This is a genomic window from Arsenicibacter rosenii, from assembly GCF_001870735.1.
In the GTDB taxonomy this organism is placed as follows: Bacteria; Bacteroidota; Bacteroidia; order Cytophagales; family Spirosomataceae; genus Arsenicibacter; species Arsenicibacter rosenii.
Window position 1 is genome coordinate 264,635 of the sequence record NZ_MORL01000008.1, and the last position, 22,595, is coordinate 287,229.

Consider the following 22,595-nt stretch of genomic DNA (forward strand, 5'->3'; position numbering starts at 1 on the left):
TATCAGGTAGCTGGCCTGATGGTTCAGAAATTTCAATTCCACACAGGTACGATTAACGGTAATCCTTTATTAGCTTCATTAATGTATAAAACATTATTTCAATTCCACACAGGTACGATTAACGGATCCGGTCTTGGCTGATTTTGTGCATTTCTCTAAGTATTTCAATTCCACACAGGTACGATTAACGGCCTTAAGCTCGAAAAGCAAATCCAGCGGATGGCCATATTTCAATTCCACACAGGTACGATTAACGGTCGGCATTCCGGTACACAATAACCTCGCCCTTTTTTATTTCAATTCCACACAGGTACGATTAACGGAAGACGCAGTTTAATTACTTCAACCCTTTTTCGGTATTTCAATTCCACACAGGTACGATTAACGGCTGGCGAACCTGTTCTACCTGTACGCACAGCTGATCGATTTCAATTCCACACAGGTACGATTAACGGATGCGGGCGGAGCAACAGCCAGCAACACGAACGCATTTCAATTCCACACAGGTACGATTAACGGGCTGGAGCATGCAGGCGAGCTAACGCGCCGTTTGATATTTCAATTCCACACAGGTACGATTAACGGTAATAAGCCGCGATGCAGGCAATTTCAGTATTCAGTATTTCAATTCCACACAGGTACGATTAACGGAAAGCAGGTTTTTTAGGTTGATAGCGTGTAGTCTGATTTCAATTCCACACAGGTACGATTAACGGCGGAGAATTATCATCATCGCCCTCTTTAAGATACTATTTCAATTCCACACAGGTACGATTAACGGTCGGTAACTATCCGAAAGCATCCGGATCCGGTACCAATTTCAATTCCACACAGGTACGATTAACGGACCCGTTAATCTCTCCTGCCAAGGCCGTCAATTCAGATTTCAATTCCACACAGGTACGATTAACGGCAAGCGATCACAAAGCGGTTTGTGGAGTTTCTGGAATTTCAATTCCACACAGGTACGATTAACGGGCGGGTATTCTCTCGGCGCTGGTAACGGCAACCGGAGATTTCAATTCCACACAGGTACGATTAACGGATTAATAATTGAGTGTATCTCACTGGCAATAACCGATTTCAATTCCACACAGGTACGATTAACGGCAGTGTATTGACGCTGTTGTCTTCGTCTGTAATCTATTTCAATTCCACACAGGTACGATTAACGGTCAAATACGTGTACGAAGTAAGCAGCTTCCCGATATTTCAATTCCACACAGGTACGATTAACGGTCCGGCTTATTCTTTGTACCCCCGCCGGCAAACAGCATTTCAATTCCACACAGGTACGATTAACGGTCAAATACGTGTACGAAGTAAGCAGCTTCCCGATATTTCAATTCCACACAGGTACGATTAACGGTCCGGCTTATTCTTTGTACCCCCGCCGGCAAACAGCATTTCAATTCCACACAGGTACGATTAACGGTACTGCACGAAGAGGGCTACAAGCTCACGGGTAACCATTTCAATTCCACACAGGTACGATTAACGGTCGGTTTCACCCAGCAGGGCATCGTCAAGTATCTTATTTCAATTCCACACAGGTACGATTAACGGCACTATGGCCCTGGATAAACTGACGGGCACGCTGGATTTCAATTCCACACAGGTACGATTAACGGTCAATGTAGTAGGCCTGTTGCTTTTGTGGCTGAGCGTATTTCAATTCCACACAGGTACGATTAACGGTATTCAGGCTGCGCACAAGAAGATTACCGTATTCAGATTTCAATTCCACACAGGTACGATTAACGGCGGTACGCTCCAGAAAGTGCACATTAAGCTTGCCTTATTTCAATTCCACACAGGTACGATTAACGGCGATGTATCCGGCCGTGGGCACCTTAAACTCGGTTGATTTCAATTCCACACAGGTACGATTAACGGTCCGGCTTATTCTTTGTACCCCCGCCGGCAAACAGCATTTCAATTCCACACAGGTACGATTAACGGTACTGCACGAAGAGGGCTACAAGCTCACGGGTAACCATTTCAATTCCACACAGGTACGATTAACGGTCGGTTTCACCCAGCAGGGCATCGTCAAGTATCTTATTTCAATTCCACACAGGTACGATTAACGGCACTATGGCCCTGGATAAACTGACGGGCACGCTGGATTTCAATTCCACACAGGTACGATTAACGGTATTCAGGCTGCGCACAAGAAGATTACCGTATTCAGATTTCAATTCCACACAGGTACGATTAACGGCGGTAAGCTCCAGAAAGTGCACATTAAGCTTGCCTTATTTCAATTCCACACAGGTACGATTAACGGCGATGTATCCGGCCGTGGGCACCTTAAACTCGGTTGATTTCAATTCCACACAGGTACGATTAACGGTCGGCAACTCGGGTATGGTGTCGCCTGGCGAATCCTATTTCAATTCCACACAGGTACGATTAACGGTCCCCGACTGCACTCAGGGTGTATGAACCCGGCAGATTTCAATTCCACACAGGTACGATTAACGGATGCGACCGGGATTTCCTGGCAGCCCGCGGGGCTGGATTTCAATTCCACACAGGTACGATTAACGGCCCCGCGGATACCGGTCAGCCCGGCTTTCATCGTGTATTTCAATTCCACACAGGTACGATTAACGGCGGACGGCGGGGTAACGGCCAGCGTCCCGCCCTCGGATTTCAATTCCACACAGGTACGATTAACGGAGCCAGGAAGAAAACAGTCCGTTTTTTCTGCACATATTTCAATTCCACACAGGTACGATTAACGGGACCGTTATCGGTATCCTTCTGCTGCTCCTCCCAGCATTTCAATTCCACACAGGTACGATTAACGGTCTATAAGGTCCCCGACGGCAAGGGCGGCCTGACGCATTTCAATTCCACACAGGTACGATTAACGGGCTCCGGGCAAAAGAAGAAGCTGAGAGGGCTATCCGATTTCAATTCCACACAGGTACGATTAACGGAAAATGCTGGCCAAGGGCTTTACGCATTTTCGCTTATTTCAATTCCACACAGGTACGATTAACGGAAGAAAAGGAGCGGCTCCGGGCAAAAGAAGAAGCATTTCAATTCCACACAGGTACGATTAACGGTGGACGGCAGTATGTTCCGCGCAAAGCCGTTTCCGGTATTTCAATTCCACACAGGTACGATTAACGGCGAGATCGGCTTTATCAGGGACAATCTGGAAACCAATTTCAATTCCACACAGGTACGATTAACGGCTGACTGCTATATCGGCAATTGCTGCACCCAGATTCATTTCAATTCCACACAGGTACGATTAACGGCACCACTTCGCCATGACCGAATGCCCGTTCAGGCACATTTCAATTCCACACAGGTACGATTAACGGGTCTGTACCTTCGCTGATACAGAAATGGTCTTCTCATTTCAATTCCACACAGGTACGATTAACGGCAGATACGGATTGTTCGGACTGTGCAGGAAGGTTCATTTCAATTCCACACAGGTACGATTAACGGGCTGCTTTGCGGGCAGGCTCATCTGCGTCTGCTCGGATTTCAATTCCACACAGGTACGATTAACGGGCCAGTACAAGCGTCTGCAAATCATCATTCGGGCCGATTTCAATTCCACACAGGTACGATTAACGGCTCGTCTTCCGGCAGCGTTTCGCCAAGGTTGCAGAAATTTCAATTCCACACAGGTACGATTAACGGTTTGTGTTGCTCATGGCTCAGGGCGTTGTGCTTGTTATTTCAATTCCACACAGGTACGATTAACGGTACAGCGAGACACGACGCAAACACCGCATAGAGCTACATTTCAATTCCACACAGGTACGATTAACGGCTGGTCGCTCCGCCGAGGATCAGTTTCTCCTCGATGCGATTTCAATTCCACACAGGTACGATTAACGGTGCTACGCCCGCCACGCGGTACGCACTGTACGATATATTTCAATTCCACACAGGTACGATTAACGGTCCTCGCCGATCCGGTCAGGTGTTTTTACCTCATATTTCAATTCCACACAGGTACGATTAACGGTCGGCAGACAGCGGCGGGCAGTCCGTGGGATTACCGAATTTCAATTCCACACAGGTACGATTAACGGCGGCACACCCCTGCATTCTCGGTCACGACCTCAATCATTTCAATTCCACACAGGTACGATTAACGGCGGGTGAGGAAACACACTGAACAGGTGCGTGCAGAATTTCAATTCCACACAGGTACGATTAACGGGTCTGATCTGGACGCGATGGTCAAAGCCGGCAAGGGATTTCAATTCCACACAGGTACGATTAACGGGCTAAAGTATTCGTCGTCCGTATCGCCTGGTTTAAGATTTCAATTCCACACAGGTACGATTAACGGACCCGGCCGGTGACAGACCTCAACCGGATGCACATCATTTCAATTCCACACAGGTACGATTAACGGAGTAGTAATTCCTGTTTACCGTCATTATCTCCTGTAGATTTCAATTCCACACAGGTACGATTAACGGGGTTTAAAGAAGGTTATACAGGATACTTACATAGAAATTTCAATTCCACACAGGTACGATTAACGGCCGTGAAGTTTGGCAGAAAAAAAGGCTTTTCCAAGCCAGTTTCGCAGTTTTATCCCGGCAAAATGACACCAAAAGTCGTCGGTCGGCAATCGTACGAAAACACCCGCCCACCGACGACTCCTGATAATCAACCCACTACAACCCAATACCCCAATTCATTACAGCATTTTCAGCATGTCAAAGAACACAAATCCAGCCACCGACGACAAAACAAGCTACAAAAACTGATCGGTCGGCGACCGCTCCTGCCCGATAATCTGCTTGTCCATCCACTTCGCATCGCGGTTTTTAAACAAAATCAGGCTATCCTGATCCTCGTCCATAATCCGTTTCGCCTCGTACACCAGCTCTTTTAGCTTCACCTCCGTAATTTCACCCTCAAACACCGAGTTCTGCACCCAATGCAGGTACCGGCGACACAATTTCAGCATCTTCCCCACCCGCTTCTGCCCAATATCGTAAACCAGAATGACGTACATCTTTTATTGAGTGATTCGTGAATGAGTGATTGAGTGCCGAAACCGCAGATCGAAGCAGGTTTTCGCAAATCGCTCAATCACTCATTCACTCAATAAGTTACCACCACATTTTAAACGGCTTATACTCGTCGGCGCCGATCAGGTGTTTGGCAAGTTTGTAGCACTCAAGCCGGACGAGGTATTTGTAACTGACACTTCGCCCAAGGCTCCGGTGCTGAATCGTTTCCCGCAGCCGGTCTTCAAACACCTGCACAAAGGCCTTACGCCCCCGCTCCTTCAGCGTACAGCGATTGAGCTCCGTCACAAAATCCGATGGCTGTAACTCCTTCTTGTTCAGCATCCTGAAAATCGTTCGGTCGACCAGCAACGGCTTAAACACCTCGGCCAGATCCAGCGCCAGCGAATAGCGGCGTGCCCCCGGCTCATGCAGAAAGCTAATCGTCGGGTTGAGCTGCGTGTGGTAAATGGCATCCAGACACACCGTATAACACATCATGTTGCCGAACGATACCAGCGCATTCAGCTCATTGTTAGGCGGTTGTTTCGTCCGGTTGCCCATCGCATAGCCCGGCACAATCCGATCAAAACAGCTGTAATATACCTGCCGGATGTTGCCCTCTACCCCCATCAGTTCGTCCACCTGCGTCGTTTCCGGTATACGACCGGCCAGTGTTTCGATCTGGCAAATGTCGTCGTCCAGCGCCTTGCCTCGGTTCTGGTAATAACGCAGGTTCTTCACCATGTTGAAGGCCGCTCCTTCCAGCAGACGCTGCGCCACCAGTATCCGTTTCTTCGCGCTCAGGTAATGGCGCGTCTGCTCCACCTGCATCTTTCCCGCCAGCAAGTATTCTTTCGGGTAAAACGAGCCGGTATAATGCTCGTAATAATCGAAAAAATGGGCCGCTACCCCCGACTTGCCCAGAAAGTTGAGCAGCGCCGAATTCACATCCAGATTACCGAAAACGTACAGATTGTCGACATCCTCGACGGGCAGGTAGCGCGGTTGCCCCTCCTGACCCGATTCTTCGTCGACGGGCGTAAATTTCAGTGTGTTGTCCTTACGGGACAGCCGCCCCGGATTAAACAGGTAAAATGTCTTTTTCATGGCATGTCTGTAAAACGGAATGATATTCCGTTCAGTGATTCATCAAAGGTGTCTGCACAGGTTGCCGTCCGGAATCCTGTGCCGTGTTACTCGCCCACGTAGCAAAAATCAAAGTAGCTGCACGACCGGCATTTCGATTTTTTCAGCCGTTCCGGAATGTGTTCGTCGGCCACGATACGTTGAATATCCTGCACCCATTGTTCAATTTGGGGTACCTCCTCATCGGTCAGCTCCACCCGTTCGGTTTGCCGGAGTTTCGGGTATTCGATAACGCCGGTTGCCCCCTCGACGCCGTTACGCCGGAGCAGGTAGAGGTAAAATTTTACCTGCGCAATGTGCGAGTGCTCAAATTTGTCGGACTTTTTAATCTCGTGGACGACTTTGTTATGCGGATCATAAAAGTCGATTTTTGAGCCTTCCAGTTCAATCTCGCGGAAGCGTTCGGCGCGCTGCGGGTAGGTGCGTTCGTGCAGTTGTTTCCCCTCTGCAACGGCCTCCGAGGTGTGTTCCATCCGGATCTGATTGGCGTGCAGCCAGAGTTCACGGTGGCAGATGTGGTACATGCCGATGAGTGAGCCGGTGACAGTCATTTTTCAACGATTTATAAAATACTCTTTAAATTGCTCTAAATCAGCATTTTCAACTTCAAGGTATTTACCAAAAATCTTCTCCCCAACCTGATGCTTGAGGGCAGAAATGCCTACATCAATAAGTCGCAGACCGTTCTCGGTTAGAAGAATGTTATCAAAAGCTAACCCATCAAGATCAGATGGACGTTTCAAATCCCGATGAACAAACCCGGCCCGATGTAGTTCCCGAAGTTCATCGGCAAAGACATCAAACCAAAGTTCCCGCCGTTCTACCTCATAAGCGCGGTAGTCAATCGGCCGGATGCGTTCCATGACCAGCATTTCGGCCTGTAGTTCCTCGCTATAATCCAACCGGACAAACCGCACGACGAGGTCATTTACCTGATTGGCAAATTTCATCTTTTCGGCTTCCGAGCCAATATCGGAGCGTGTATCACCGACAAACAGTTTAGCTACTTCCGTATCGGAGAGCGCAATCACGGCGTTGTTGGCACCGGCAGAAAGTTGACGAGGGTATTTCATAATCTGTAAACGTCAAATTATAACATTTTCAACTTTATCAAAAGCTGACATATCAAGGCCCATCTCGTATTTATAAACTTCGTCATGATGCCTTAGATACAAATAATCAACAAAACTATCTTCTGGTGGTCCTGTAAATCGCGGACATAATTCATTTTTAAGCTTATCTGTATAAAAAACAGAAAAGGTAAATTTCGATAAAATACCCTGCATAATTTTCTTAGTCACCTGCGATTCCATTATACCTTTTTTCAGATCATTCAGTTGACGATATAACATCCATACTTTAGCACCATCAACTCTTTCATCACCTTGCCAATAACACTGGTATTTTCCTAAAAAACCAAGTTCAATTTTTGAGAATATTTCTTCGATCTCTCCAGCCTTTTCTCCTTCAATTGTGACAGGTAAAAGCAGTGGGATAAAAACTGATAAGTTCTGCTGCTCAATCAGCTGAAATCCCTTATGAATAGCCTCATAATCAAGCTGCTGTACATCTGGTAGATATTTAGTTAAAAAGTTCTCAATCCCTACTTTCTGATTCAAATCATTGCGACCAGCTAAAACCTGATTATAAAGCTTACTAAAGTCTTTTGTTTCCAGAATCTGCTTATGATCCTCAACGGTTAGTTTTTCGCGGGTTACATCAAATCGATCATCGTGTTTATACAAAATACCAGGCTCGTTCAGTTTGAACAGAAAAACATTACAAACATCCTTCGTTACGTTGCGGTTCACCCGACCTGCCAATTGTTCATCACTGTCAATGAGGGAAATATTTTTGAAGCCGAGATCCATGTCAATGTCTGCACCTGCTTCCACAACCTGCGTTGTGATCAACAACACTTTCATGGAAGTTTTACTATTTCGCTTCAGGAAATTGATAATTTCTCTTCTTCGCGGTTCCAGAATTGTACCAGATAAGACAAACACTTCATCAAAAAACGTTTGTCCAATCAGTCCTGCAAAATCCGTAGCTGACTTCTTATAAATAAATTCGATAATGGTAAAAACACGGCCATCATTTTCCTCGGCATACGTTTCCGATTGGGCTAAAACTGCCTCAACCAACTCTTTAGGCTTGATAACCCGTGTTTTATTATTAGGTGCCTCCAGTAAATCGAACCGAAAACGTACCCGGTTACGGAAATTAGGATTCTGAAAATATCGCTTAGCTTCAGGCAATAAATCAACAAATTCGGGACGTTGCGACAAACCAACATCCAACCCGTTGATACGAGGTAACGTGGCCGACATCAGTACAAATCGAATATTGAATGCCCGACTATAATGGTCGAGCCAGAACAGCATTTTATCCCAATGTTTCGGCGAATACGACTGCAATTCATCAATGACTACAACCGAATTAGCCAGTCGGTGCATGAGATAAATACTGTCCTTTTCGTTCGATTTCAGAATATCGAAAAAGCGGATGTGCGTGAGCAAACATACGGAAAAAAACGCGAAATGATTTGCCAGTTGATTTTTCCATTGCTTACCATAATCACCTTCTTCAACGGGCTCTTTTTGTTGAAAGCCACCCCGCGAGTGCAACAACCCAATCTGCGAGTCATTCAGTTGCCACGTCTCCTGTAATGCCTTATGGGTCTGCGTGATAAGCGTCGTAAACGGAAATACGTAGAATACCTTGTTGAGCGATACATCAAGCCGTAACAGTTCTGCGGTTACCAGAGCTGATATATTCGTTTTGCCGCCCCCGGTTGGTGCTTCCAGATAGAAAAGCCGTTGGGCTGGATGAAGCCGAACCTGCCGAATAGCCTGAACCGCCATTTCCAGCCGTAATGCATTTAATGTTTCGTTATTTCGCTCAGTTGGTATGGTGGGTTGCCACGTAGCATTATCGGCGAGCTGAAAGGCATCGGTATTATAGAATTTGCTGCTACGGGCAGCATGAATTAATTTCTGCCGGGCCACCTGATTCAATACACCAAAATCGCTGATACCTGCCTGATTCATGTATTCCGATGTAGCTAAATAATCGGCGGCAGTCAGCAGGGAAAAGTTTAGGCGGAGTAGAGCAAGAATGGAAAAGTCAAAACTAACTTTATGCTTCCAATCGAAGAAGCGACTTTCCAGATTTTTTCCGAGAAACAACTCATTCGCTAATTTAGGTACGTACTTCCAACCATACCGCTCTATATAGCCAGCCATACACTTTATTTCTGCCTCGCTAAATGCAATTGCTTTGCCATCAGGTTTTAGAAGTCGTGACCCATGATGTCTTATAATAGGATATGATAGCAGTAGCGTGATATATAGTAGTTTACGTTGCTCTATAGGATCAGGAATAGTTAGCGCTGTAATATCAAGGAAATGACGATATAGGTAAAGGTAGGCTCCTAGTTTGGCGTGCCGTGTTTCAATAATCAGGCTTGGTATTTCAGTGAAAGCCGGATTATTCATCTTTTTGGGATGAGCCTGAAAGTTTTCATTGACCTTACCAAAATCGTGAAACAGAACGGTAGAGACAAAAAGCCTTTTCAGCAAATTTCCTGTTTCTAATCTCTGTTGAGTAGGAAAATGGGCCTGGACAATGTCCGAAATAAGCCTATCAACAACAGCATTTATTTTATGTTGCCCTATAATCTCCAGAAAATAGCCATTCACCAAATGAACATGCTCAGGCAACGTCTCCGGCTTTTGGTCAGACGTAGCGTTATGCGGACGATGCGCCCAGTATTGGTCAGCCTTTACTAATACTGACTCAATACGGGGTAGCGTCTGAAAAATCAAAGCAGCGGAATCAAATGAGCTGGACATATTCATTCGATGTATTAAGTCTATACAAACCACCCAGTTGAGTCGGAGCCTTGAGTGGGTAGTCAGTATAAGCAAAGTCAATTAATTCATACTGAAATAATTGCTCATCAAAGCTGACAGGTAATCGCTCAAAGTAGATATAGCTTCCTTTGGGCTCTGAAAAATCAAATAAATCAAAACGATCGTACCCATCATCAATTGATTTTGTGACGATCGTTTTCCGTTTATCAAATAATGTCTTCAGTTCAAACTTTTCCTGCGGCATACTTTGATCGACGTCATACTCTGCAACATTTTCCCACCAGGCCGTGAACTCATTCTTGCCCAGATACGGTACAAACTCAGCCTCCTGATTACGAATACGGGTCAGCAACCGATTCTGTAACTCATCGGCTTTATTGAGGAGAACGTACACACGATAGGCAGGCCTGCGAAGCGTATTCTCATGTACGATGAGATTACCATCGGCATTAGCGTAACCAACGGTATTGGTATAAGTCAGTGCCGTTTTCGTAAAATTCCCTTTCTCATGGTAGGGTTTTAGTGGTTCAATGCCTACCGGTACATCTTTCAGCAGTTTGTAATACTCCGGCCATTGCCCTTTCTGAGCATATCCCTTAAGACCAGCAATAGCGCCCAAAATACCCAGCAGGGCCGGTTTATGAAGCATATTGTAGGAAAGTTGTAAGCCATCGTTCACATCCGGCTTACGGAAAAAGCCAAAGTCGGCCCGTAAGTCGAACGAAATTAAGCGAAGGCTTACGGGCTGTGATTCCGGAACAGGCTGTTGCTCTTTTTCTGTAAAATTGAGCGTCATTTGTTCGTTCATTGATTTAATTCCAGAATAGTCGCGTTGGTCGGAGCTCCGGCTATTTGCGTGGCCGTTTTATCGTAATACAACTCTATTTTCTCAATGTGTTTGCTCACAGTTGGGCGTTCAAGAATCTCCGTAACCTTTTCCAGATGAATGACCCGATCGGCATCTACCGAAATCAATTCGACAAAGGAAGGCAGCACCAGCATCGATTCAGGTTTAAGTTGTACCCAAAGCATCAGTTCGTTTTCGGTGCCAGCTTTAGCGGCTGAATCATACAGCGTCGCACCTTGAGTTAAAGCTTTCTTGACTTTCGTAATATCGTCGTCGGTTATGGTTTGTCCGCCCGAAAGTTTGATCAGATCACTGATGTTATGCGGGTTCAGCGACAGACCGTGTACGTAGTGGCCTTCTTTCAGTTTCGACTGCGTTCCCAGCGTACTCATGGTTGAATCCGCACTTTTTTCGCCAGGATTTCGGAACGGCGACATAATTTGTTCCGAGTAAATAATTCCCTCAACATAGCGGTTTACGCCGTGCGTAATTTGTAAAGGGCCGTGAATAGACAAATTGGTTTTACCAGCATACGTACCGCCAAACAAGCGTACATCGATACACTCAAACAGATTTTTAGCGACCGTCCGGCGAAGTTGTGCATCTTTTTCTTTTGGATAAACGCCAAAATATTGCTCATAATTTTCGTCCAGCGTTCGGGGCTGTAATTCTTCGCTGAAAGTTTTGAAGTAAAAAACCTTATCGTCGGGATACGCTTTTTTGAGGTAATTCCGCACGGTGTATTTCAGGGCTTTATCGGTAGCATAAACGGTACCATCGGGTAAGGTACGCGGTTGGTGAGTGAAGTCGGCGTTGTAGTTTGAATTGACCGATTTGACAATGACACATCCGAAGACGCGATTAGAAAAAATAGTTGACATAGAAGTTTTGAATTAATTTGAATCAGTTTGTTTTTTCGTGTAGATAAAAGATGGGCTGAAATAGCCAGCCAGAATAAAAACCTGTAGCTTTTTCAGGTCTATTCTCTTCTCAGGGAAATAGCCCATAATCTCACGCATCAGATTAGAGACACGATTTTTGAACAGATTCGCCGGCCGCTCTACTTCGTGTTTATATCGCTCAAAAACACGAATAATTTCCTGCTTGAATAAATCGATGTCTGTTTTTTGAAGGAATCCTTCAAGAACAGCGTGGGACGTATCAGAAGTTTTGCTAAGACTTAGCAGGTAGTCAATCATTTGCCCAGCTATAAAGGCAAACTCATACTCATCTTCCAATGGTACACGCTTTGGACTATCGGCAATTTGCATAGTCTTGGTAATTAATTGTTCAAGTTTATCTGGCATATACAGTCCGTTAAAGTTTCGATTTTCAGGATCAAAGAAATGGTTAAGGCTAAACAATATATTTAGTTTCTCTTTTAGTTGGTAGTCCCGTTCATATTTCAAGTCATCTGAAAAAGTAGAAACTACCATATTCCAAAAACTGTGATGATTAATAGCATCACGCTTAGATTTATAGACATAATCATAAACAGCTTTCCGATAAGTCGAAGCTGCTGATTTTGTCATTACAAGATGCTGTTCAGGCTTAGCAGTATTAATAATGTAATCCTTAGCATCTATATCACCAAAAAAGTTATCAACTTTTAAATACTTATTACCGATAATTGGAGTAAAAACAGCATGTAATAACTGAAAGACATCTCGGAGATCAGGATATATTTTAGGCTGTTTGTTGGTAGATGCTACGCCCATAATATTCTTGATTTGGAGCCAATCTCGTTTATTATAGTTGTCCCACAAGTGATACTCAAACCGGCTAACAAAGTCAAAGTCTTTAATTTGCCCTTGCTGGTAGTAAAGCAGATAATAATTACCTAATTCTTGCTGCTTCTTTTCGGCTGCTTCATAAAGTTCTCGAATAATTTCAGCATGCGATTTCCGTTTCGAAGAGTCTTTCAGTGCCTCTTCCTTAAAAATAGAAATTGATAATTTTCGTATTCTGTCAAGATCAGGTAATTCATCATTATAGATAAAGATGGGTAAGGGACGCGGAAAAATATTACGACTCATCAGGTCGCTAAATTCATGCAAACGCAATGCATCCCCTGCTGAAATCCGTCCGGCAATGTCAAACGTAGCCGTTTTGTGCGCATAGAATGGTTTCTTTGCTAACGGGAAGCCATTAAAAAACGCACTTGTACCAAATATCTCTTCGCCTACCACTGCATTGTATTCGCTGGTATTAAAAAGCCGATCCTGTAGATAGAGAGCATTGGGTTTCAGATACACTTCCAATGGCGTATCAAGATAGAAGATGATGTATTCCCCTTCTTTCAACGCCCGACTTTTTAACTCCTTATCAGAGTCTTCGGGCGGATTAACTTCCGACACCTGGCTTAACAATAATTGAATCTTGTCCCAACTGTTCAGGGTCTGACGAAACGCCTGTGCCTGCTGACTACCATTTTCGTCCTGAAGGAATTTACCTGCTTTATTGAAATAGACTTCCAGTTGCGAATCTGTCAACAGAGAACCAAACTTGTAGGCCAGACAGAACGGCGACGCTGAATGAATTTTCTTTCCGGGCAGGTCCAGGCACTTATTCGTGTCCACCATCCAGGCAGCCCGCGCCCAAGCCGCACACTGTTTTAGTAGCTTTTCGTTGGGATCAGTCTTTTTCTTCCGATAGAGCGTGTACTCGAACTGGTCAGCAATCCGAATTTCTCCCTCTGGCGATTCTTCCAGCGACAGTACGATGTGTAGTCCCTCGCGTGGTTCAACACCAATCTCTTTCAGATCAGCGTCAAGGTTTTGAGTAAAGGTTGACAGTTCTTTTAGCATGTTGGTATCAAGAGAAAGAAATTAGTTGCAATTGTACAAAACATCAAGAGAAAGAAAAAGCGTAAGCTATTTCTTATATGACTTTGCTTTTATCTAACCAATGGTATTAACTTTGTCACAAGCCCCAGCGAACGGAGTTGAAATAGAGAAAGAAAGGCGTAAGCAATCGTACCACGCTGGGGCTTATTTTATAAGTCTTAATTTTTAAAATACTATGGATGAATTTCACTTCAACTATAACTTTGACAATCTCGACTTGGTCCTGCTTCATAAAGAAGATGGAATTACTCGCGAAGAGATGATTTACGTGTTCGAAAAGCCTTCGCACCGAGTTATACAAGAAGGTGGTCCAGAATTGACAGACATTGTACACATCCAGACAGAATATACGCCTAAACGCCGTATCATTCGGGTAGCCTATGTATCTGATGGCGAAACGGTTTTCTTTCTCGGAGCCAAGATTGCTGACGAAGAAGAAGTAAATAAGTACTACTGCGGATTTTAATACACATTGATCCATTATCCTCGCTCTTATGCTTTCTGTGGAATTGAAATTTGGTTTTCTATGTTTTAATCGTACCTGTGTGGAATTGAAATAGTATTTACCCTATCTTTGGTATAAGCCATCAACCTTAAGGCTAGCCCTTAAACAGTATTAATACATATGTTTTTCATATCTGCACGGAATTGAAATCTAGAGAACTATGGACAAGAAACCCACTCATACCCAGATCCGTAACCCCTTCGCTGGGGCTATCGACGAAAAAGCCGTTTGGAAACAGCTCTCTGAAAATGCACGCCCTGCTTCTAAAGAAGAACTTCTTGAGAAAGTAAGACAACTCCGGAAATCGCAGAAAGACACTTGACATAAGTATCGCTTTATTAGCCATTTATGGTACACAAAAATCGAATCACAAACTCCCGGCTTCCCACCCCTCAGCCGCAAATTCGACACCGCCGAAGAAGGCGCTAAGGCGAAAGCGGATTATGTGATAAATACTGTCCTTAAGGATTTTGACTGGGACGCATTTATCCGGTCGAAAAACCAGCAGCCTCCACAGAAGTAGCCTTCTGCCGGACCACCTCCACACACCCGCACCCCTCCGCATTATACCGCCCGAAGCCCGCATTCAACCCCACGTCCAGTACCTCGCGCGGGCCTGATAGTGTAAAATTGAAATCGTACCAGCCGCGTACCTGCGTCTGCGCCCGCGAACCCTCCTTGATCGTCATCAGCCGCGACCGGGGCTCCCGCTCCGGCAAAAGCGCAAACGAGAACTCGCCGGGGTCGTATGCCCGCGCATCCAGCTGAATGCTCCGGTGTTTATCAATCAGGTTCTGAATCAGCAACCGCCCGAACAACGGCTCCGACGGGTGCAAATACTGATCCATGCCCGTATCGTCTTTTTCGGCCACCACCATCGGCGACAGTGTCCGCAACCGCAACGGCTCCTCCGCCGGCCATTGCCCCGATAAATCCGGCAGCGACTCCACCCGCTCTATCAGCAAATCGGCCCGATGGCGTGGACTCGCAATCGTAATATCCTGATTCTGAAACAACCCCATCAGAAAATGCTCGGCGGCCCGCTCCACCTGAAAACAGACGTACCAAACCACCGTCGGCGACCTCACCTCAATGCCCCCCAAATCTTTCCGGACAGTAAACTGCTGAATTTGTAAATCCGAAAAGGTAAACAGCTTAAAGCGTTTGGTCGCGCTGACTACATAGCCGCGCTCGTGCAGAAACTGCGCGTAGGCGGGTTCCGCATCGTGCAGCAGCCCATACAACCAACCGGTCAGGCGATAGGCATAGTTAAACGGAACAATAGTTCGTGGGTGGGCGGGAGTCAGAGTTAGTTTAAATCGCATACACGTCTTTATCTGATGAACCACAAAAAGGTAAGTTGTTTTCAGGGCTTTTTTTTATTCGTCGGGTGAAGATAGATACCGCCAGTAGCCAGACCGGACATTTCGGCGTCCGCTTACGGATTTTTTTGGCCGGTATAGCGGCTAATCAGCGTTTGGGCATCGGTCAGCAACCGCTCCCGCAGCACGGCCGGCGACAATACGGTAATGCCCGTGCCCCAGCTCTGACAAAACGACCGCATTTCTTCCAGCCCCTCCAGCTCAAACGACACCACCAGCCGCCCGTCCGGCCGGTCTTCTTCGATCTGCTGGGTCGGATGATAGGTCCGCTGCCGGAAAAACAGACTTTTTTCGGGTTCAACCAGCAACCGCAGGTCATAGCACTCACCGGCTGTGATAGCCCCCAGCGAAGACCGGAAATACCTGTCGGGAATGAAGTTTTCGGGAAGGTCAAAATAGCATTCCGGACAGGGCTCTACCCGGCTGATCCGCGACAGGGCAAATGTCCGGACCATCCGGCGCTGATGGCAATAGGCAAGCAGCATCCAGGCGCGGTGCCGTTTGGCAAAACAATACGGGTCTAACCGGCGGCCTACAGAAACGTGTCCGTCCTTACCGCGCTGGTAATCGACCAGGATCGACTGACGTTCGTCCATAGCCGTTTCGATCTGCCGGAAGCAGGTGGCCGCAATCTGATCCGTAGCCTGATCGTCAAAATGCCATTCCTGCAACGGCTCATCAACGTCAAACACATAGGAAACCGGCCGGACCCGTTCGAGCAGCCGGGCAAATGCCCGTTGAAGAGCCGGCGCATGGGGCGTATCCAGTAACACAGACTGGCTGGCTTTGGTCGCAATGGTCAGTGCCCGTAGTTCATCGGCATCAAACGCCAGATCGGACAGGGTAACCTGTTGCTGATGCGCCGGTAATGAGAATGCCTTACTACGGCCTTGCCGACGTTCCAGAATGGTCAGCCCCTCGTCCCTGCATTGCTGAAAAATACGGCGGATATGGCGTGGCGTTACGCCCGTCGCTTGTTGGATGGCTTCGACAGTCAGCAGATCACCGGCGTGTAGTCGACGCCGTATCCATTGTTCCGGTGTGTTGGCAGGCATTGTTGTGGAATAAATGAATGCAGCGATAAATTAACATTATTTACCAAAACAATGACAATTCATCCGTCACTCATTTATTAAACGTAACACCCCATAGTGCGCCGCCTTTCAGGCTGACAACAAAAAAAGCCGTACATCGTACGGCTCTGCATGCATAAGTATATGTATTTCCTTACCGGTTCCGGCCCAGCGTGATCAGCACCACGCCCGCCACCACAATACCGGCCCCAATCAGCGACGACGGCGACAGCGACTCTCCGGCAAAGAGAGCGCCCAGCATCATGGCCACCACAGGGTTGACATAGGCATAGGTTGACAGCAACTGCGGTGAGGCGTTGCGGGCCAGCCACGAATAAGAAGAAAAACCGATGATGGAGCCGAACAGGACCAGATACAGCAACGCACCCAGTGCTTTCGGCGGAGCCACCGTAATCGTATCCAGCGAAACCGGCTCGATGCAAAAACTGATCAGCATCAGAACAATGCCTCCGGCCAGCATCTGAATACCGCTCGACATGATCTGAGCCGGTAACGCTAATCGCGGCGACAGCAGCGTTCCGATAGCCCACGACGTATTCCCGATCATGATAAAACCGGCTCCGATCAGGCTGGCATTAGCGCTGCCCACGCCCTGAAAGTTATCCGGCTTAATCAGGAAAAAGATACCGGTCAGACCCAGTAAAAGCCCGCCCAACGCCAGATTAGACGGGCGTGTTTTCCCAAACGACACCCAGTTCAGCGTGAGCAGAAAAATAGGTAATGTACTGGTAATAAGAGCTGCCACACCGGTCGGAATATATTGGAGGGCCATGGCCAGACAGCCGTTGGCAATAGTCAGTAATAAGACACCGATCGCTCCCGCAGAGACTACCTGCTCCCGCGATGGCCGGGCGGTGCCCGTCAGACGGGCGTAGAAATACAGAAGCGTGCCCGCTACCAGAAACCGGATGGATGCCATGTATAACGGTGGCATGTGCTCGGTCATAAAATGAATAAACAGATAGGTCGATCCCCAGAGAATGTAAACCGACGTCAGGGCAAGCCACAACGTCAACCGGTTAGGAGAAGTAGAGGCAGTAGACGTAACCATATTTTCCGCTTTGCTGTACGTCTCAACAACACGGGAAACATGGATTTTTCTCCCGTCGACGGCCCGATTTTTTAAATGGTGTGGATATTCGTATAACTTATTCAATAAATCATATTATTTCCCTACAGAGTACTTTGCCTGTAGCGGTTAATAAAATACTTCTGTATTGTTAGCTTCCAGCTGATCAATCAGTGCCGCATAGTCCGCCGGCTTACCTTCTTTTTGGGTCAGCGGATTGCGCCGCAGGTGGAATGCTTTCAGCTTTGTCAGCTTACGTAGTTCCGCTGGTAACCTCGTCAGATTATTGTTACTCATGTCCAGTTCTTCCAGATTTGCCAGGCCCGGAATCTGCGCCGGAAACTGACTAAACCAGTTGTAACCAATGTCCAGTACCCGCAAGGATTGCAGCCCCGTGATGGTCTCCGGCAGTTCACTCAGCTGATTATGATGGGCATACAGTACCTCCAGCCGTTTGTTCCGGCCGAGGTTCTCCGGCAGCGATTTCAGTTTATTATTTGACACCGCCAGTTGAGTCAGGTGTTTCAGCCGGCCGATCGTTGCGGGTAGCTCCGTAAAGTTATTATAATACAAATCCAGAATCTGTAACCGCTTCAGGCGGGCAATGCGGCGTGGTAATTCACTTAGTCCGGCATTATATAGATTCAGATCATTCAGACGGCGCAGCCCGCGGAAAGAGCGGTTAGCCAGCTTTTTGTCCAGCGGGTTATTACCGACCCACAAACTCGCCAGCCGCCGGTTTTTACGGATCGCTTTCGGAATATCCGGCAGTTTATTTCCCTGAATATTCAGCGCCAGCAAATGCTTGTTACGGGTCATAAAAATACTGTCCGGCGACAGAGTGTTCTGGAGCAAGCTAAGCCGCAGCAGTGTTGGGATGCGGGCCGTCAGTTCGGCGGGGACGTGCCTGATACTGTTTTTCGATAAGTCAAGTTCTTCGAGTTTCGGGAAGCGATACACCTCCTGCGGGATGCGGGTCAGGTCCGATTGGTTCAGCAAAAGGATTTTGACGGTATCCGGCCGTGTTGTTTTTTGGGCATCTTCGAGCGACGAAATAATCCCTGGTCCTTTCCGGACCGTGCGCTTTGCATAGCCCCCGCCGATTGACAGGGAACTCATTCTATAAAGACCTTTCGGCGTAGTCATTGGAAACGGATTTGCCTCATAGTGTTTTTGCAGGAACTCAGTAAGTGCCTGCTCCTGTTGCCCGGTTACCGATCTGGCTACAATTGAGACAAATAAATAATCAAATTTGCCGGATGGCCCCACAAACTCATCCAGAAACAATGAACCGGATTTCAAGCCGACTTTACCGGCCTCCTCAATCAACAGCTCAAACAGCTTTGTCCTGGCCTGCCAGCGGTTTATTGAATCTAATACTGCCTTCCCCTTGCCTTTAAAAGGGCTTTGCGCGCCCCACATCGGTGGATACTCCTTCTTTAACCGGGTCGGTGTTACATCATATTTTGCCGTATCTTTTACTAAAATAACTTTCACCTGAGCCTTTGCCGGTGCAAATCCCATCATGGCTACCAGTAAAAACAAGAGCGTTCGCATAGTTAAACGTATTTTTTAGTGAATTAACGAAAAATATAGTTAATAGACATAAAAAAATCCGGACAATAATTTTGCGGTCAGAAGAGCCACCAAACCATTGTCCGGAAAACGCAAATTACGCCACTAGTTTTTACTGCCACTCACCGACGACGCCGGCTGTTTGTCAGCAGCTTTCTTCGCTGCCTTGTCGAAATCACCGGCCTGAATAATCGTCAGTTTCGCCGGATCGATGTATTTTTTCATCGCAGCGTTTACCTGTTCAGGTGTGAGCGACTCCATTTTCTTTTCGAAATCCGCATCCCATGCCATCGTCCGGTTCAGGTACAGGTAACTGTTCAGCGTGCCGGCCAGTGACGGATCCTGCGCCCGCGATACCTGCCGTGACTGCAACAAACCTGATTTAGCGGCTTTGATTTCATCGGCGGTAAAGCCTTCTTTCTGTACTTTTTCGAGCTCTTCACGCATGGCTTTCACCAGACGTTCGGCATTTTCAGGGTTGTAAATAGCATACGTTGTAAATGTACCGGTCTTATCCAGCGGACTTGCCGAAAGACCCGACCCAACGCCATAGCTAATGCCCTCTTTCTGACGAATCCGGACAGCCAGACGCGAGTTCAGGAAACCGCCACCCAGCATATAATTACCCAGAATCAGGGCCGGATAATCAGGGTCATCGTCGCGCAATTGCAGGTTATAGCCTGCTACCAGCATCGCATTGGCTTTATCCGGAGTTTGCAGCGACTGCGTTCCTGCCGGAATAGACTTGTATTCGCTCACAATCCGGCTAAATGGTTTTGCGGCTTTCCAGGTACCGAATTCATCCGTCACAATCTTCCGGATCTGCGTTTCGTCGAAATCACCTACCGCCGCAAACGTGGCATTCTGGGCACCGTAGAACTCCTTGTAGAATTTTTTCACGTCGTCCAGTTTCGCTGCCTTGATTGCCTCTACCTCTTCGTCAAACGTCATCACATAACGGACATCGCTTTTCGGGTAAGGGTTCAGCGTACGCTGATATGAGTTAAACGCAATAGCCTGCGGTTCCGAACGCTGCGATTCAATACCAGCCAGCTGCTCCTGTTTCAGTTTTTCAAACTCATTGGCATCAAATGACGGATTTTTCAGGATATCACCAACCAAACGCAATACCGCCGGCAGGTTTTCCTTCGTTGTTTTGATGCTTACGTTAGCCTGGTTTCCGCCACCGGATACACTTACCTGCGCTTTCAGCTTATCCAGTTCATCCTGAATCTGCTGACGGTTACGCGACGTAGTGCCTTTGTTCAGTAACGACGCAGCAAAACTACTGACCACGGCTTTGTTTTCCAGGCTTTTGATATCGCCGTAGCGCAGTGTCAGACGGGCATTAACTTCATTCCCGCGCGTAGATTTCGGCAGCAACGCCATCTCAATGGAATTCGGTTGCTCAATGCGCTTCGTCCGGCCATCAATGTTTGCCGGCGATGGGTCAAATGCTTCTCCCTGAGCCACGACCGCACGGCCTTTGTAATCTTTTACCAGTGCCTCTACATTCGGCGCTTCCGGTACTTCGGTACGATCCGGATTCGGATCCGGTACAAACATACCCGTCGTCCGGTTCGATGGCTTAAAATAATATTTGGCTACCCGTACGACATCTTCCGGCGTTACTTTTTCCAGTTTATCGCGGTAAAGGAAGCCAAGACGCCAGTCACCCGTTGCAATAAATTCGCTCATGGCCAGGCCTAAGCGGTCAGAGCTTTTAAAGGCCAGTTCAAAATCTTTAAGCAGCTTCGTCTTGGCACGCTCAACTTCGTCTTTTGTCGGCGCTTTGATTGCAACCGAATCCAGTGTACCTAAAAGTGCTTTGCGGGCGTCTTCAATCGATTTATCTTTCAGCAACTCGGCGGCAAAATAAACAAAACCCGGTTCTTTCAGCGAGAATGCATAGCCATACTGCTGCGATGCCTTTTTGGTTTCGATCAGACTTTTGTACAATCGCCCTGAGGGTTCATTCGTCAAGAGCTCAACGACTACGTCCATGGCCGGATAATCTGGGTGTGAGCCCGGCATAATGTGATAGCCGGCCGCAATTGCCTGCGTATCCCCTACGCGGCGCAGCACCACCGAACGCTCACCATCCTGAACCGGCTCAATAGTCGGCACGTCTGTCAGCTGACGCGCTGGTTTCGGAATACTCCCGAAATAATCATTGATCAGCTTCAGTGTTTTCGCTTCATCAATTTTACCGGCAACGAGCAACACCGCATTATCCGGCTGGTAGTATTTCTTATAAAAGGCCTGCAGATTCTCAATCGGTACGCGTTCAATATCCGAACGGTTACCAATGGTCGATTTACCGTAATTATGCCACAAGAACGCGGTAGACACTATACGTTCGTTCAATACATCCTGCGGCGAGTTTTCACCCATCTCAAACTCGTTCCGGACAACCGAAAATTCTGTAGCCAGATCTTCTTTTTTGATAAATGAGTTAATCATCCGGTCAGACTCCAGATCCAGCGCCCATTTCAGATTGTCGTCAGAAGCGGCAAACGTTTCAAAATAGTTTGTCCGGTCAAGCCAGGTTGTACCATTTGGCCGGGCACCATGTTCGGTAAGTTCCTGAGGAATGTTGGTATGTTTGGTGGAGCCTTTAAACACCATGTGTTCCAGCAGGTGGGCCATACCGGCCTCCCCTTTGCCTTCATGCCGCGAACCAACCAGATACGTAATGTTTACGGTAATGGTTGGTTTCGATAAATCCGGGAACAGGAGCACTTTTAAACCATTCTTCAACCGATACTCGGTGATTCCTTCAACCGATGCCGTTTTCGTGATGCCCTCCGGCAATGCCTGACCGTTGACAATACTGCCGTGTAAAAGTCCTGCCAGCAGGAGTGCAGCCAGCATTCTTTTTCCCGGTGCGAAGTTGTGTGTTAGCATATACGATTTGTTTTGCAAAAGACAAATAACGAAATGTATAGTTAAGTATATCCGGCAAAGTTCGCAAGCATAAAAGGGATAAGCGGTTTAAATAATTGACGTAACCAACGAACTAATGGCTTTTGAGTTACTGATTGCTGACTTCATAAACAGTTGTGGGTAAGTAAATCCAGAATGGAGAACGCCGGTTACTGTAGAAGAACATGTAACCCGTTGAGAAAAGCTACAGGTTATGAGACTAGCAGGATAAGCAATTGTCTCTGGGAGAGCCCGTTGTTATACACGGTTTTTTTTTGGGTAATGTATAAACGACGAGAGCTGACCCTTGGGATCAGCTCTGTCT

At 47.0% G+C, this 22,595-nt stretch carries 15 protein-coding genes and 1 CRISPR repeat array (1 of these 16 cut by a window edge); of the genes, 2 read left to right on the plus strand and 13 right to left on the minus strand.

All coding sequences use genetic code 11. From position 1 onward, the window contains the following. A CRISPR array of direct repeats spans positions 1 to 4,529; the repeat unit is 30 nt; unit sequence ATTTCAATTCCACACAGGTACGATTAACGG (it extends 1,623 nt beyond the left edge of the window). Between the two features lie 215 nt (positions 4,530 to 4,744). The 8 genes from cas2 to BLX24_RS16890 form a co-directional block, all read right to left on the minus strand. After that, entirely contained in the window at positions 4,745 to 5,008 is a 264-nt protein-coding gene (gene cas2 / locus BLX24_RS16855; protein ID WP_071504329.1) for a CRISPR-associated endonuclease Cas2, read from the minus strand. Between the two features lie 97 nt (positions 5,009 to 5,105). Beyond that, positions 5,106 to 6,113, minus strand: a complete 1,008-nt coding sequence (cas1b, locus tag BLX24_RS16860; protein WP_071504330.1) for a type I-B CRISPR-associated endonuclease Cas1b — start codon at positions 6,111 to 6,113, stop codon at positions 5,106 to 5,108. Positions 6,114 to 6,199: 86 nt separating this feature from the next. Next, a complete protein-coding gene (gene cas4, locus BLX24_RS16865; protein ID WP_071504331.1) occupies positions 6,200 to 6,703 on the minus strand; it encodes a CRISPR-associated protein Cas4 in 504 nt (167 codons plus the stop codon). 3 nt (positions 6,704 to 6,706) lie between these two features. Beyond that, entirely contained in the window at positions 6,707 to 7,225 is a 519-nt protein-coding gene (locus tag BLX24_RS16870) for a protein kinase family protein (protein WP_071504332.1), read from the minus strand. Positions 7,226 to 7,237: 12 nt separating this feature from the next. Continuing rightward, positions 7,238 to 10,006, minus strand: a complete 2,769-nt coding sequence (cas3, locus tag BLX24_RS16875; RefSeq protein ID WP_177225859.1) for a CRISPR-associated helicase Cas3' — start codon at positions 10,004 to 10,006, stop codon at positions 7,238 to 7,240. Next, positions 9,990 to 10,835, minus strand: coding sequence for a type I-B CRISPR-associated protein Cas5b (cas5b, locus tag BLX24_RS16880; RefSeq protein WP_229201831.1), 846 nt, complete (start codon positions 10,833 to 10,835; stop codon positions 9,990 to 9,992). Before cas5b ends, cas3 begins: the two co-directional genes overlap by 17 nt. Next, positions 10,832 to 11,755 carry a type I CRISPR-associated protein Cas7 gene (locus BLX24_RS16885; RefSeq protein WP_071504334.1) on the minus strand — a complete coding sequence of 308 codons (924 nt, stop codon included), beginning with the start codon at positions 11,753 to 11,755 and terminating at the stop codon, positions 10,832 to 10,834. The genes cas5b and BLX24_RS16885 overlap by 4 nt, the downstream gene beginning before the upstream one ends. A gap of 12 nt (positions 11,756 to 11,767) precedes the next feature. After that, positions 11,768 to 13,681: a hypothetical protein gene (locus tag BLX24_RS16890; protein ID WP_071504335.1), complete on the minus strand. Its 1,914-nt coding sequence runs from the start codon at positions 13,679 to 13,681 to the stop codon at positions 11,768 to 11,770. A gap of 214 nt (positions 13,682 to 13,895) precedes the next feature. Between BLX24_RS16890 and BLX24_RS16895 the strand changes: the two genes are divergently transcribed. Then, the gene (locus BLX24_RS16895) at positions 13,896 to 14,186 is read left to right on the plus strand and encodes a hypothetical protein (RefSeq protein WP_071504336.1); all 291 of its coding nucleotides are present in this window, start codon (positions 13,896 to 13,898) and stop codon (positions 14,184 to 14,186) included. Positions 14,187 to 14,385: 199 nt separating this feature from the next. After that, positions 14,386 to 14,547, plus strand: coding sequence for a hypothetical protein (locus tag BLX24_RS32745; protein WP_177225860.1), 162 nt, complete (start codon positions 14,386 to 14,388; stop codon positions 14,545 to 14,547). A gap of 163 nt (positions 14,548 to 14,710) precedes the next feature. Here the strand turns inward: BLX24_RS32745 and cas6 are convergent, their stop codons facing one another. The 5 genes from cas6 to BLX24_RS16920 form a co-directional block, all read right to left on the minus strand. Beyond that, positions 14,711 to 15,550 carry a CRISPR-associated endoribonuclease Cas6 gene (gene cas6 / locus BLX24_RS16900; protein ID WP_083422022.1) on the minus strand — a complete coding sequence of 280 codons (840 nt, stop codon included), beginning with the start codon at positions 15,548 to 15,550 and terminating at the stop codon, positions 14,711 to 14,713. Positions 15,551 to 15,663: 113 nt separating this feature from the next. Further along, the gene (locus tag BLX24_RS16905) at positions 15,664 to 16,662 is read right to left on the minus strand and encodes a helix-turn-helix transcriptional regulator (RefSeq protein WP_071504338.1); all 999 of its coding nucleotides are present in this window, start codon (positions 16,660 to 16,662) and stop codon (positions 15,664 to 15,666) included. A 172-nt stretch (positions 16,663 to 16,834) separates the two neighbouring features. After that, positions 16,835 to 17,752 carry an EamA family transporter gene (locus BLX24_RS16910; protein WP_071504368.1) on the minus strand — a complete coding sequence of 306 codons (918 nt, stop codon included), beginning with the start codon at positions 17,750 to 17,752 and terminating at the stop codon, positions 16,835 to 16,837. Positions 17,753 to 17,899: 147 nt separating this feature from the next. Beyond that, positions 17,900 to 19,327: a leucine-rich repeat domain-containing protein gene (locus BLX24_RS16915; protein WP_071504339.1), complete on the minus strand. Its 1,428-nt coding sequence runs from the start codon at positions 19,325 to 19,327 to the stop codon at positions 17,900 to 17,902. 123 nt (positions 19,328 to 19,450) lie between these two features. After that, positions 19,451 to 22,219 carry a M16 family metallopeptidase gene (locus BLX24_RS16920; RefSeq protein WP_071504340.1) on the minus strand — a complete coding sequence of 923 codons (2,769 nt, stop codon included), beginning with the start codon at positions 22,217 to 22,219 and terminating at the stop codon, positions 19,451 to 19,453. Positions 22,220 to 22,595 lie beyond the last annotated feature (376 nt).

Excerpts from the sequence above, each read along its gene's own strand:
- cas1b (WP_071504330.1), bottom strand. The coding sequence starts at position 6,113 with ATGAAAAAGACATTTTACCTGTTTAATCCGGGGCGGCTGTCCCGTAAG.
- BLX24_RS16905 (WP_071504338.1), bottom strand. The coding sequence starts at position 16,662 with ATGCCTGCCAACACACCGGAACAATGGATACGGCGTCGACTACACGCC.
- BLX24_RS16920 (WP_071504340.1), bottom strand. The coding sequence starts at position 22,219 with ATGCTGGCTGCACTCCTGCTGGCAGGACTTTTACACGGCAGTATTGTC.
- cas5b (WP_229201831.1), bottom strand. The coding sequence starts at position 10,835 with ATGAACGAACAAATGACGCTCAATTTTACAGAAAAAGAGCAACAGCCT.
- cas3 (WP_177225859.1), bottom strand. The coding sequence starts at position 10,006 with ATGTCCAGCTCATTTGATTCCGCTGCTTTGATTTTTCAGACGCTACCC.
- BLX24_RS16890 (WP_071504335.1), bottom strand. The coding sequence starts at position 13,681 with ATGCTAAAAGAACTGTCAACCTTTACTCAAAACCTTGACGCTGATCTG.
- BLX24_RS32745 (WP_177225860.1), top strand. The coding sequence starts at position 14,386 with ATGGACAAGAAACCCACTCATACCCAGATCCGTAACCCCTTCGCTGGG.
- BLX24_RS16870 (WP_071504332.1), bottom strand. The coding sequence starts at position 7,225 with ATGAAATACCCTCGTCAACTTTCTGCCGGTGCCAACAACGCCGTGATT.
- cas6 (WP_083422022.1), bottom strand. The coding sequence starts at position 15,550 with ATGCGATTTAAACTAACTCTGACTCCCGCCCACCCACGAACTATTGTT.
- cas2 (WP_071504329.1), bottom strand. The coding sequence starts at position 5,008 with ATGTACGTCATTCTGGTTTACGATATTGGGCAGAAGCGGGTGGGGAAG.
- BLX24_RS16910 (WP_071504368.1), bottom strand. The coding sequence starts at position 17,752 with ATGGTTACGTCTACTGCCTCTACTTCTCCTAACCGGTTGACGTTGTGG.
- BLX24_RS16915 (WP_071504339.1), bottom strand. The coding sequence starts at position 19,327 with ATGCGAACGCTCTTGTTTTTACTGGTAGCCATGATGGGATTTGCACCG.
- cas4 (WP_071504331.1), bottom strand. The coding sequence starts at position 6,703 with ATGACTGTCACCGGCTCACTCATCGGCATGTACCACATCTGCCACCGT.
- BLX24_RS16895 (WP_071504336.1), top strand. The coding sequence starts at position 13,896 with ATGGATGAATTTCACTTCAACTATAACTTTGACAATCTCGACTTGGTC.
- BLX24_RS16885 (WP_071504334.1), bottom strand. The coding sequence starts at position 11,755 with ATGTCAACTATTTTTTCTAATCGCGTCTTCGGATGTGTCATTGTCAAA.